The sequence below is a fragment of the Cellulomonas sp. RIT-PI-Y genome, from assembly GCF_025642745.1.
GTDB lineage: Bacteria > Actinomycetota > Actinomycetes > Actinomycetales > Cellulomonadaceae > Cellulomonas.
Genome location: NZ_JANZKP010000043.1, coordinates 16351 through 29003, shown reverse-complemented (window position 1 = coordinate 29003; position 12653 = coordinate 16351). Strand labels below are relative to the sequence as shown.

Here is a 12653-nt window from a genome sequence, read left to right as displayed (position 1 = left end):
CCGCGCCGCTCGATCTCGGCGCGGTCTTCGCGCTCGCGGGAGCCGGCATGTTCGGCGTCGCCGCGCTGGTGTTCGCGTTCTTCCTGGTGGACGACAACCCCCTGCTGCGCGTGACGGTGCTGCTCGTCTCGACCGGGATCTCCGCGGTCGGCTCGATCGTGCTCCAGCAGCGCGGACTGCGGTCGTCGGCGCAGGCGGTGGCCTGGCTGACCGCGGCGCTGACGGTGGTGGACTGCTGGGTCCTGGCGTTGACGGCCGAGGGCACGGCGCGGCCGGTGGTCGCGGCGGCGGCCTTCGCGCTGGCGGCGGTCGGCGGGGTGGGCCTCGGACGGCGGACCGGCCTGCGGGCCTGGTCGGCGCTCGTGGTGCTCGCTCCACTGGTCCCGCTGTTGCTCGGTGCGGCGACCGATGACGTCCGGGGCGTGACGCTCGGTGTGGCGGTGGCCGCGGTGGTCACGCTGGTGCGCCGGCCGTTCCGGGAGCGGATCGCCCCGACGGTGAGGGCGCGGACGCAGGTGGAGTCCGGTGCGTTGGTCGCGTGGGCGGTGCTGCTGCTCGCGGTGCTGCCGCTGCTGGTGACCGGCTCGGTGTCCGGTGTGGATCCGGATCCGTCGACCGGTCTGCCCGCCCTGGTGCTGATCGGCCTCGGGGCGGGATTGGCGCTGACCGCGATGCTGACGGTGGCGCAGGGCTGGTCCGAAGCGGCGCCGGCCTGGTCGGGGGTCGCCGGGTTCCTGGTGATCGGGGCCGCGGCCTCGGCGAGTGCGGCCGTGCCGACCCGGATCGCGGTCCCGGTGGGGGCCTCGGTGCTGTGGGTGGTGCTGCTGGTCGGCGCCGGCCGGTGGCGGCACGGTCGACTGCATCGGGCCGCGGTGGCCGGTGGTGCGGTGGCGGTGCTGGTCAGTGCGCTGGCGGTGCTGGAAGCGGTGCCGGTGATCGCGACGCTCCTGCAGCAGGCGGTGACCGCGGACCTGCCCCGGACCGTGCCGGGCGAGGTGTTCGCCTCGGACTCGCTCGGGCCGTGGCGCGCGGTGGTGGCCGCCTGCTGCCTGCAGGGTCTGTCCCTGCTGGTCGGCCGGTCGGTCCTGCCGGATCGCGAGGTGCGGGTCCCGGGCCCGATGTTCGCGCCGGGGAAGGTCGCGGGGCCCCGGGTCGAGTCCCGTCCCGCGTGGGAGCGGGCGGTGGGCCGGGTCGTCGCGCCGATCGCGACCCTGGTCGCCGCGGGCATGGTGCCGGCGCTGCTGCGGTCGTGGTCGGTCGCGGTGCTGGTCGCCGAGCTGGTGCTCGCGGCCGCGCTGGTGGAGGCCGTGCGGCGGGTCCCGCGGGACCGGATCTGGTTCCCGGTGCTGGTGACCGGAGCGCTCGGCCAGCTGGTGCTGGTGGCGGTCCTGTCCTGGGTGTCGCGTCCGCCCCTGGTGGTCGGCGGGGTCCTGCTCCCGCTGTTGCTGCTCCGGCTGCGCCGGGTGACCGCCGCCGAGCTGCGCGGGTGGCAGTCGGCGGTGGCCGTCGCCTACCCGTCGGTGGTGCTGGCGGTCGCGCTGTCCTGGTGGGGCTGGTCGATGTCCACCGTGTCCGGGGTGCTGGCGCTGCTGCTGCTCGTGGTCGGTGCGGGGCTGACCCCGTGGCGTCGGGTCGACACCGGATCCTGGGTCGCGGTGCTGGTGGTCGCCGCGGTGCCGGTGGTGCTGACCTGCGCGTGGAGCGTCGCCGAGCGCAGTTGGGCCGCGGGCTGGACGGCCGCCGCGGTGGCGGTGGTCGAGGGCGTGCTGCTGGCGACCCGGACCCGGCCGGTGCCGGACGAGCTGCGGATGCTGGCGGCCGCCGCGCTGTTGCCGACCGCGTCACTCGCCCTGGTGAACGCCGGGGCGATGGTGCTGCCGGGCTCCGCGTCCCCGGTGCTGCTGCCTGTGCTCGCGGTGCTGGCGGCGGCGGTGGGGCTGACCGCGCCGGCGATCGGGGACCGGCTGGCCCGACGGGGCACGCGTGCCGGCCGGACCGCGCTGGAGTGGTCCGCCCTTGCGACCGGTGGACTGACCCTGCTGGTGACGCTCGCCTGGCCGCGGACCGGGGCCGACACGCTGCTGGTGGTGTCCGCGGTGCTCGCCGCCGGGGCGAGTGCGATCGCGCTGCGCGCCGAACGGCGCCCGGTGTGGTGGGTGGCCGGATCGCTGTGGACCGGCGTGCTCTGGACCGCCCTGGTCTGGGGCGGGATCGGTCTGGTCGAGGCGTACACGGTCCCGCCCGCCCTGGCGGCGGTGACCGTCGGGGCGCTGCTCGCCCGTCGTCGGCCGGACCGGTGGTGGCCGCTGGTCGCCTCCGGCCTGGCCCTGCTGGTGGCGCCGACCCTGGTGCTCGCGCTGACCGGGCGTCTGCTCGACCCGCGGTCGACCGCGTTGCTGGCCGGGTCCGCGGCGCTGATCGCGTCGGCGTTCCTGGTCCGTTTCCGGTCGCTCGGCGTCCTCACCGTTCCGCTCGGTTGGGCGGCCGGTGCCGCGGCGTCGGCCGGACCGATCCGGTCGATCTGGCTCGCGGCCGAGACGCCGGTCGGTACCGAGGCGCAGAACGCGGTGCTGTTCACCGGTGCGCTGGCCTGGGCGGCGCTGGGTGCGGTGCTGCTGGCGGCGGCCGGTCTGCTGCTGGCCGATCGAGCCGGCCGGCAGTGGGCGCTGGCCCCCGCGCTCGCGGGGTTCACGGTGGCCGGGCTGTGCGCGGTGCGCTCGACCTGGACCGTGGTCTGGGTGGCGTTGGCGATCGAACTGGCCGTCCTGGCCCTGACCGTGCTGACCGTGCGGTGGGCCCGGCGTGCGGACGGACCGGCTCGGGGCTGGGAGCTGCCGCCCGCGTGGTTCTGCTGGCTGATCGCGCTGGCCTGGGCGATCGGCGGCTGGAGCCTGCGCGAGCTGCGGGTGGAGGCGTTCGCCCTGCCGCTGGGGCTCGGTCTGACGATGGCCGGACTGCTCGCGATGCGGTCCGCCGGACGGCCGGAGGCGGGTCGCGCGTGGCCGATCGGGTTCGAGGGCTCGATGGCCACGTTGGCCCCCGGTGTGGCGGCGACGCTCGGACCCTCCCTGCTGGCGATCTGGACCGACCCGATCACCTGGCGGGCGATCCTGGTGGTCGCGCTCTGCCTGCTGTTCATGGTCTCCGGCGCCCGGGAGCTGCTCCGCGCCCCGCTGCTGATCGGGTCGATCACGCTGGGTCTGGCGGTGCTGAGCGTGTTCGGCTCGCAGCTCGGCAGCGCGATCTCGGCCGGTCCGTGGCTGCTGACCCTGCTGTCGGCGGGTGGGCTGCTGCTGGTGCTCGGGATCTACGCCGAGCGGCGCAAGGGCGCGGAGGGGGCGCCCCGGACGGCCCTGCGCTGAGGGTCAGTCCAGGGCGTCCAGGGTGGCGGTCAGCCAGCGCTCGATCTGGCCGAGGTAGTCGGCGAGCCCCTCGCCCTCGTACCGGCGCGGGAGGACCTCGACCCGCATGATCAGCGCCAGGTACATCCGGCACAGCGCGAGTCGCGGGTGGCCGGGGTCGACGGTCCCGCCCGCGGCGCGGTACCCCGCCAGCAGGTCGGCGTCCGGTGTCCCGGTCCGGAACGGGTCGCAGGCGATCAGGTCGAACCACGGGTCGCCCCAGAACGCCCGCTCGGGGTCGATCACCCCGGTGAGCTCACCGGACTCCGGGTGGACGAACAGGTTGCCCGGCCACAGGTCGGCGTGCACCAGCGCGGGCCGGTCGACCTCGTCGAGCGCCGCGCGGTGCCGGAGCAGGGCGGCCCGGACCCGGTCCACCGGCAGCGGCACCTGCCAGTCGGCGCCGTCGGCGAGCACTGCCTCGACCATGGCGCCGAAGGTCTCCGCCCAGGTCGTCCCGCGCAGCGCGGGCGGTCCGGAGGGATAGCCGAAGCCGTCCCCGGTGTGCCGGTGCAGGGCGGCCATCATCCGGCCCAGTCCCCGGTTGCGGACCGTGGCGGTGGCCTCGGCCAGCTCGGGAACGGTGTCCGCGCGCACGCCGTCGACCCAGCTCGCCACCACCAGATCCCCGGGGAGGTGCTCCCGGGACGGGTCGGCCAGCACCAGGTCCGGCATGGGCAGTTCCGGGTCGTCGCCCGCGATCCGGTAGACGAGGGCCTCGGTGCGGATCAGGTCGCGCTCGTAGCGGAGCAACCGGTCGTCGTCCGCGGGCGCGGTCTTGGCGACCAGCCGCCGGCCGTCGGCCAGGTCGACCCGGACGCTGGTGGCGAACATGCCACCGGTGAGCGGGGTCAGCTCGGTCACCTCGCCTAACGGGGCCAGCGCGCGGAGCAGGGCGGTGCGGGTGTCGTCGTCGAGCACCCGGTCACCGTACCGTCACTGGGCCGTGACCAGCGGCGTCGTCCCGGTCTTCAACGTCCGCAGCGCCGCCAGCACGGCCACCAGGGCCAGCACACCGGATCCGAGCACCACCAGGTACCCGCCGTGCGAGCCGTGGGCGTCGATGATCGGTCCGGCCACCGCGGACCCCGCCGAGACGCCGACGCCCAGCGAGGTGCCGACCCAGGTGAGTCCCTCGGTCAGCCGTTCCCGCGGCACGAAGTGCTGCACCAGCGCGTTCCCGTTGACCAGGGTCGGCGCGATCGAGAAGCCGGTGACGAACATGACCACCGCGAGCGCGACCATGCCGTGCGCCAGGACGAACAGCGCGGTGCCGATCACCAGGGCGACGGTGCCGACCGCGAACCGGATCCACAGCGGGCTGGCCCAGTGCCGCGCGCCGTAGAGCAGCCCGGAGATCAGCGACCCGCAGGCGAAGATCGCCAGCAGCACCCCGGCGAGCCCCTCCCGGCCGTGTTCGGTGGCGAAGGCGACGGTGGAGACGTCGGTCGCCCCGAAGATCGACCCCATCGCGATGAACACGACGGCCAGCACGATCATCCCGGGGTTGCGCATCACGGACCGGCGCGGCACGGCGTCGGCGCCGGTGGGGCGCGGGTTCGCGGGCGGCTCGGTACCGCGCTGGCTCAGGAACCAGTAGCCGCCGACCAGCATGCCGATCACCGGCACCACCAGTCCGGCCACCGGGGCGACGCTGGTGGCCAGCGTGGTGGCGAGCACCGGGCCGACCACGAACACCAGCTCGTCGGCCGCGGACTCCAGCGAGTAGGCGGTGTGCAGCTCCCGCGGGTCCTGGATCTGGTGCGACCACCGGGCCCGGACCAGCGCGCCGAAGGAGCCGATCGTGGCACCGACGACCACCGCGCAGCCGAACAGCACCCACGACGGCGTGCCCGCCAGCGCCGACAGGATCAGCCCGACCAGCCCGGTGGCCGAGATCGCCACCGCGGGGCGCATGATCCGGGCCTGTCCGTGCAGGTCGACCAGCCGGGCGATCTGCGGGGAACAGACCGCCTGCGCCAGGACGTACACCGCGGAGACGCCGCCGGCCAGGGAGTACGAGTCGTAGAGCGCCCGGATCATCAGCACGATCCCGATGCCCACCATGGACATCGGGAGGCGTGCGAGCAGCCCGGCGGCGGAGAAGTTCAGTGCACCCGGACGGGACAGCACGATGCGATAGGGACCCACCGGCACAGTGTGCGACATGCCGCCGACACCGGCCGAATCGTTTCGGGTCCGTTCGTCCGGCGGACGGTTCAGCCGCCGAGCGCGTCCCCCACCACGGACCGGGCGGCCTCCTGCACCTGGGTCAGGTGGTCGGCGCCGACGAACGACTCCGCGTAGATCTTGTACACGTTCTCGGTGCCGGAGGGCCGGGCCGCGAACCAGGCGTTCTCGGTGGTGACCTTGAGACCGCCGATCGACGCGCCGTTGCCGGGGGCCTCGGTGAGCTTGGCGGTGATCGGCTCCCCGGCCAGGGTGGTCGCGGTGACCTGCTCGGGCGAGAGCTTGGCCAGCGCGGCCTTCTGCTCCAGCGTGGCCGGGGCGTCCACCCGGGCGTACCAGGACTCGCCGAACTCGCCGACCAGTTCCGCGTGGTGCCGGGACGGGCTGCGGCCGGTGGTGGCCAGGATCTCCGAGGCGAGCAGCGCCAGGATGATCCCGTCCTTGTCGGTGGTCCAGACCGACCCGTCGGTGCGCAGCAGCGAGGCGCCGGCGGACTCCTCGCCGCCGAAGCCGACCGATCCGTCCAGGAGGCCGGGCACGAACCACTTGAAGCCGACCGGCACCTCCAGCAGCGACCGGCCGGTGCCACGGACCACCCGGTCGATCAGCGAGGACGACACCAGGGTCTTGCCGACCGCGGCGCTGTCCGGCCAGCCGGGACGGGCTCCGGAGAACAGGTAGCGGATCGCCACCGCCAGGTAGTGGTTCGGGTTCATCAGCCCGGCGTCCGGGGTCACGATCCCGTGCCGGTCGGAGTCGGCGTCGTTGCCGGTGGCGATGTCGTACGGCGCGTCACCGTCCATCGCCCGCACCAGGGAGGCCATCGCCGAGGGCGAGGAGCAGTCCATCCGGATCTTGCCGTCCCAGTCCAGCGTCATGAAGGACCAGCGCGGATCGACCTGCGGGTTCACCACGGTCAGGTCCAGTCCGTAGCGCTCGGCGATCGCCGACCAGTACTCCACCGACGCGCCCCCGAGGGGATCCGCGCCGATCCGGACCCCGGCGGAGCGGATCGCGTCCAGGTCGATCACCGAGGACAGGTCGTCGACGTAGGCGCCGAGGAAGTCGTGCCGCCGCGTGGTGTCCGCGGCCAGGGCTGCGTCGACCTGCACCCGCGGCACCCGGTCGACCCCCTCGGCCAGGATCTGGTTCGCCCGGTCGGCGATCCACCCGGTGGCCTCCGACCCGGCAGGGCCGCCGTGCGGCGGGTTGTACTTGAAGCCGCCGTCCCGCGGCGGGTTGTGCGACGGGGTGACCACGATGCCGTCGGCGAGCCCCGGCCCGGTCGCCCGCACGCCCTCCGCGGTGGCGGCCCCGTTGTGCAGCAGGATCGCGTGCGACACCGCGGGGGTCGGGGTCCACGAGTCCCGGGCGTCGATCCGCACCTCCACCCCGGCCGCGGCCAGCACCTCCAGCGCGGTGCGCCAGGCCGGCTCGGACAGCCCGTGGGTGTCCCGGCCGATGAACAGCGGGCCGTCGGTGCCCTGCCCGCGCCGGTACTCCACGATCGCCGCGGTGATCGCGATGATGTGCGGCTCGTTGAACGCCCCGTCCAGCGCCGAGCCGCGGTGCCCGCTGGTGCCGAACACCACCCGCTGCGCCGGGTCGTCCAGGTCCGGGCGCCGGTCGTAGTAGGCGGACAGCAGGGCGTCGACGTCGATCAGGTCGGCGGGCTGGGCGAGGGTTCCGGCGCGGGGGTCCATACCCGGTGATCCTGCCACCCGATCGCCCGGTGAGCAGGGTGGAACACCCGATCCGGGGACCGACGGCGCCCGACCTGCTCTGTGGACAGGTGAACACCCCGGTAGCCTGGGGCGCATGGCCTCCGCTTCCTCGATCGACTTCGTGCTGCGCCCCTTCGAGGGCCTCCCCGGCGAACCGGACTGGGTCGCCCTGCGCGAACTGGTGCCCGCCGCCACCGCCACCGCGCGGACCACCGCCGAGCACGGCGCCAGGGACGTCACCGTCACGACCGTGCTGCCGGACGGCTGGGCCGCCCTGCACCGCGCCGACGGCGTGGTCCTGCTCGCGCTGCAGACCGTCGGCGGGTCCGGCGACCCGAGCCGTGACCTGGCCGCCGCGCTGCTGGAGGCCCTGGACTCCGAGCCGGGCACCGCCATCGAGACCGTCGGCCTGCCCGAGCCCGGGCCGCGCCTGCAGGACGTGCTGGACCCGGCCGTGCCGTTCGAGGTGACCGTGCTGGACACCTTCGGCTACTGGATCGCGCCGGACACCGAGATGACCGACGACCTGAAGCACGCCGTCGAGGAGGCCGACGCCGGCATCATCGACACCCGCAAGGTGCCCGGTGTCGAGGCCGCCTACTGGGTGCGGATGGGCGCGAAGGAGTTCCTGCGCTGGGCGCAGCCGCACGACGAGCAGCAGGTGATCGACGCGCTGGCCCGGCTGCACGCCCGGCGTGCGGCCGGCTTCGACGGCTCCAAGTTCATCGGCTACTTCCGGTCCACCGGGCTGGTGGTCCCGGTCTGGGAGCTGGCCCGCGGGTCCGAGGCCGACGACATCGAGGCGCCGCTGAACGCCTTCGCCCCGGCGTTCGCCGAGGCGCTCGCGAGCACCGAGCCCCTGGACGCGAACGAGCGCCGCGCCCGCGCCGGGATCGTGGCCCGGCAGGTCACCCTGCGCTGATCCGTCCGGACCTGCGCGGAAGCCGGTCTCCCCGAGGGGAGGTCGGCTTTCGTGCGCTTCGGGCGATTCCGCCGTGCACGAGGCGCGCGGGTCCCGCGTGTGACACGGCGGCGGACCTCGGTCGATGGCTAGGCTGGCCCCTGTGACGGGCGAAGGAGAGCAGCGGGCCGAGGGCGACGTGCGCGACAGGGCCGCCGACCGGGGCGCACAGCTCCCCGCCCGTACGGGCCGCAGCCGCCAGCGCGTGGCCGTGGTCATCCCGGCCAAGGACGAGTCCCGCCGGATCGCCGCCACCGTCCGGTCCGCTCGTGCGATCCCGCACGTGGACCTGGTCCTGGTCGTCGACGACGGCTCCGAGGACAACACCCAGCACGTGGCCCGCGAGGCCGGTGCCGTGGTGGTCCGGCACTCGCACAACCGGGGCAAGGCCGCCGCGATGGAGACCGGCGCCGCCGTGGTCGCGATGCGGGACGCCCCGGACCGGGCGGCGCGCCTGCTGCTGTTCATCGACGGCGACCTGGGCGAGACCGCGGTGAACACCGCGCCGCTCGTCCCGCCGGTGCTGGAGGGGACCGCCGACGTGTCCATCGCCCTGCTGCCCCCGCAGCCGGGCGCCGGCGGTCGCGGGATCGTGGTCGGTGCCGCCCGGCGGGCCATCCAGTCCCTGACCGGGTGGACCCCGACCCAGCCGCTGTCCGGCATGCGCTGCCTGACCCGCGAGGCCTTCGAGGCCGCCACCCCGCTGGCCCGGGGCTGGGGCGTGGAGACCGGGATGACGATCGACCTGCTGCGCAAGGGGTTCGTCGCGGTCGAGGTGCCCTGCGACCTGCGGCACCGCCCGTCCGGGTCCGACCTGCGTGGGCAGCTGCACCGCGCGGCGCAGTACCGGGACGTGCAGCTCGCCGTGGCCGCCCGCAAGGTGCGTGCGGTGGGCGGCAAGCGGCGCTAGGCGCCCGGGGTCGCCAGACCCGCGACCGTGCCCTTCGGCTGCAGCGTCAGCATCCAGGTCGCACACGCGGCCACCAGCAACGGCACCGCCATCCCGATCCCGGTCGCGGGCACGACCACCCCGGAGTCGTTGAGCGCGAAGCCGAGGAACAGCGTCACCCCCAGACCGACCAGGCCGGGCATCAGCACCGGGGCGTCGGTGGAGAGCCGGCGCAGCGGGGCACCGGCGGACAGCCAGGCGTAGGGGCCGCCGTCCGGGGCGTCCACGGCCATCCGGGCCGGGCGCCCCAGCAGCAGGACGACCAGCAGTACGCCGCCGATCGCCAGCAGGGTCTGCTCGCTGCCGAACAGGATGCCGAGGTTGGCCTGGCCCTTGCGCAGCAGCACCGTCCACAGACCGCCGTCCAGCACGGTCTCGATGAACCGGCCGAGGTGGGTGCGGTCGTCGGCGGGGCGCATGTAGTCCAGCAGGGCGATCCCGATCACCACGACGGCGCCGGCCAGGAGCACGCCGAGCACCCGGCGCCAGTTCAGCCGGATCCCGGCAACCAGCAACGCCATGATCGCGAAGCCCGGCACCAGGGCCGGCGGCCCGCCGAAGTCCGCGCCGATCGACGGCATGCCGTCCACCACGGTCGCGACGACGCCGACCGCCGCGACCACCCCGGCGGCGGCCCAGCGACGGCCGCGCCGGACCAGCGGGTTGGCCAGCGCGAGGGCCACCAGCACCATGGCGGTGGCGAACAGGGCGAAGGCGGGGTTGCCGAAGCCGTAGAACCGGCCGGCGACCAGCGCGCCGGGACCCATCATCGAGTCCAGGGCCAGCCGCGCACCGGTGGCCACGTCCCAGGCCAGCACCAGCGCGGTGATCCCGGCGACGGTGCCGAGCGGGCCGAGGAAGCTGCTGCGCCACGGCGGGAGCAGCGCCAGCAGGGCGATCGCGGCGGAGAACAGGGCGACCACCCCGGCCAGCGCCCAGCTCTGCGATCCGGCGCGCCACCAGGGCAGCAGGTTCGCCAGGAAGGTCGACACCGGCACCGCGGCGACCACGACGGCGGCCACCCGCAGGCCGCGGAGCACGCGCTGCGGGGTGATCCGCAACCGGCCGCGCACCCGGTTCGGCCGCCAGCGGTCCAGCAACCGGACGAACCACTGCCCGACCCGGTTGTTCAGGCCGACGGTGACGAGCGCGTACAGCGCCAGGTTGAGGGCGACCCACCAGAGGTAGAACGACCCGACCAGCGGTTTGGCGGCCTGGGCGTGCCGGTTCTGGTCGATCAGGTAGGCGACCCGGGCGGTCGCGGTGTCGTCGTCGGCGCGCTGGCTGACCACGCTGCCGACCAGGGCGCCGCCCGGCGCCTGATCGCGGATGCCGAGCGCGGTCAGCAGGGTCGGCGCGAGGTCGGTGACCTGCAGGAAGCCGTCCTGGCGGGTGGAGGTGGACCGGAGCATGCCGCCGGAGTACTCGCCGCCGCCGATCGCGGGGCCGGTGGCGGCCGCGAGCTGCAGGTGCGGGCGGCGGGAGGAGTCCGCCAGCGAGACCACGTACAGGGTGGCCTCGGTGCCGGAGCGGTCCAGGCCGTCCAGCACCGCGGCGATCTGGGCGTCGATGTCCTGGACCTGCTCGGCACGGGTCGGCTCGATCACCACATCGGTGCCGGAGACGTCGGGGGTCTCGCCCTCGCCCTCCGCCGGCTCGCCGTCCGCGCCGGAGCGGCCGCGGGTCTGGTAGCCGGGGTCCCGGACCGTGCCCGCGTCCACCACCAGCAGCTGGGAGGTCTCCATCGCCGTCTCGACCTCGGTGGTCAGGGCGCCCGGCGTCGCCGGGGTGCGGACATGGGTGCCGACCGGCGTCCCGTCCGCGTCGGCCAGCGCGATCGCGGCGCCCGGGCCGATCCCGGTGGCGGTCAGCCCGGCGGTGGCCACCGTGTCGCCGAGCAGCCCGAGCCGGGAGTCGTAGCCGGAGGCCTCGGTGGCGGTCACGTAGTCGTCCCAGCCGGGCACGGCGCCGTCGGGCAGCGGGTCGCGCAGGGTGCGGCAGGTGCCGTCGGCCACCGTCAGGTCGTCCGACCGCCCCCCGGCGGAGACCGCCAGCCAGCCCGCCGACGGGCAGGTGAACGACCGCTTGGACCGCACCACGCTGGTGCCGACCGAGCCCTCGCGGGACAGCGACCACAGCGCCGGGGTGGTGAGCGAGCCGATGTCGTCCCAGCGCAGACCGGTGACACCGATCAGTACGACCGGGGCCCCGGAGCCCTCCTCCTCGGCGGCGACGGCCGGGGCGGCGACCCCGATCCCGGTCGCCAGCACCAGCAGGGCCAGTCCGGCGGCCAGCGCCGCACGCAGACGTCGTCGGGGCGCGGCGGTGAGCAGGGTGGACGTCGGCACCGGCCCAGCCTACGGGCGCACTACTCTCGGCAGGGTCGCCCGTCGGGGCTGTGGCGTGCATGTGCACGTCCGTCCCACAGGGCGCGCACCGCCTGCACACGCCACACCCCGGGAGCCCCGTGATGACTCGACCTCGGTACGCCTACCTCGGCCCCGCCGGGACGTTCACCGAGGCCGCGCTCCGCCAGGTGGTCTCGGGCGACGAGGCCGTGTACCTGCCGCAGACCGACGTCACCTCGGCGATCGAGGCGGTGCGCTCCGGCGAGGCCGACCACGCGGTGGTGGCGATCGAGAGCACCGGCGAGGGCGGCGTGACGGCGACGCTGGACGCGCTGGCGGTGGGCAGCCCGCTGGTGCTGCAGCGGGAGATCCTGGTGCCGGTGGCCTTCACGCTGGTGGCCCGGCCGGGGATCGCGCTGGCCGACGTGCGCCGGATCAGCGCGCACCCGCACGCCTGGGTGCAGTGCCGGCGCTGGCTGGCCGATCACCTGCCGGGGGCCGCGCACGTGCCCGCGACCTCGAACACCGCACCGGCGGCGCTGATCGCGCAGGACCCTGAGGGCGCCGGGGCGCTGGGCTTCGACGCCGCGCTGGTGCCGCCGCCCGCGGTCGCGCACTACGGCCTCGACGTGCTGGCCGACGGGGTCGCGGACAACCCGGACTCGGTGACCCGGTTCGTGCTGCTCGGCCGTCCGGGCACGGTCCCGGCGCCGACCGGTGCGGACAAGACCACGCTGGTCGTGCACCTGCCGAGCAACGAGTCCGGTGCGCTGCTGGCCATGTTGGAGCAGTTCGCGGTGCGCGGGGTGAACATGTCCCGGATCGAGTCCCGGCCGATCGGCGACGCGCTCGGGCGGTACTCGTTCTCGATCGACATCGAAGGGCACATCGCGGAGCCGCGGGTCGGGGAGGCGCTGATGGGGCTGCACCGGACCTGTCCGCAGGTGCGGTACCTCGGCTCCTACCCGAAGGCGGACGGCGCGCTCACCGACGTGCGGACCGGAACCGGGGACGGCGAGTACCGCGACGCCCAGGCGTGGGTGGACGCGGTGCGGTCCGGCGCGGCGTTCTAGCCGCCTC

The 12653-nt window shown here is 75.0% G+C and carries 8 protein-coding genes; 4 read left to right on the top strand and 4 right to left on the bottom strand.

The window, feature by feature from the left end:
• A partial coding sequence (locus tag OGL89_RS12940) for a hypothetical protein (RefSeq protein WP_263120564.1) occupies nt 1–3362 on the top strand: 3362 nt, incomplete at its 5' end.
• 3 nt (nt 3363–3365) lie between these two features.
• On the opposite strand, the gene OGL89_RS12935 is transcribed toward OGL89_RS12940, so the two are convergent.
• From OGL89_RS12935 to pgm, 3 genes are read right to left on the bottom strand one after another with little or no spacing between them, the layout of a single operon-like run.
• The gene (locus tag OGL89_RS12935; protein WP_263120563.1) at nt 3366–4322 is read right to left on the bottom strand and encodes an aminoglycoside phosphotransferase family protein; all 957 of its coding nucleotides are present in this window, start codon (nt 4320–4322) and stop codon (nt 3366–3368) included.
• Nucleotides 4323–4337: 15 nt separating this feature from the next.
• The gene (locus tag OGL89_RS12930; RefSeq protein WP_263120562.1) at nt 4338–5570 is read right to left on the bottom strand and encodes an MFS transporter; all 1233 of its coding nucleotides are present in this window, start codon (nt 5568–5570) and stop codon (nt 4338–4340) included.
• Nucleotides 5571–5620: 50 nt separating this feature from the next.
• Nucleotides 5621–7294, bottom strand: coding sequence for a phosphoglucomutase (alpha-D-glucose-1,6-bisphosphate-dependent) (gene pgm / locus OGL89_RS12925; RefSeq protein WP_263120561.1), 1674 nt, complete (start codon nt 7292–7294; stop codon nt 5621–5623).
• Nucleotides 7295–7409: 115 nt separating this feature from the next.
• Between pgm and OGL89_RS12920 the strand changes: the two genes are divergently transcribed.
• Both OGL89_RS12920 and OGL89_RS12915 read left to right on the top strand, forming a co-directional pair.
• Nucleotides 7410–8237, top strand: coding sequence for a DUF5926 family protein (locus OGL89_RS12920; RefSeq protein ID WP_263120560.1), 828 nt, complete (start codon nt 7410–7412; stop codon nt 8235–8237).
• A 178-nt stretch (nt 8238–8415) separates the two neighbouring features.
• The gene (locus OGL89_RS12915) at nt 8416–9186 is read left to right on the top strand and encodes a glycosyltransferase family 2 protein (RefSeq protein WP_263120566.1); all 771 of its coding nucleotides are present in this window, start codon (nt 8416–8418) and stop codon (nt 9184–9186) included.
• Here the strand turns inward: OGL89_RS12915 and OGL89_RS12910 are convergent.
• Nucleotides 9183–11573: a hypothetical protein gene (locus OGL89_RS12910; RefSeq protein WP_263120559.1), complete on the bottom strand. Its 2391-nt coding sequence runs from the start codon at nt 11571–11573 to the stop codon at nt 9183–9185. The genes OGL89_RS12915 and OGL89_RS12910 overlap by 4 nt on opposite strands.
• Before the next feature lie 122 nt (nt 11574–11695).
• Here OGL89_RS12910 and pheA point away from each other — a divergent pair, with 122 nt between their 5' ends.
• Nucleotides 11696–12646, top strand: coding sequence for a prephenate dehydratase (gene pheA, locus OGL89_RS12905; RefSeq protein WP_263120558.1), 951 nt, complete (start codon nt 11696–11698; stop codon nt 12644–12646).
• The last annotated feature ends 7 nt before the right edge of the window (nt 12647–12653 follow it).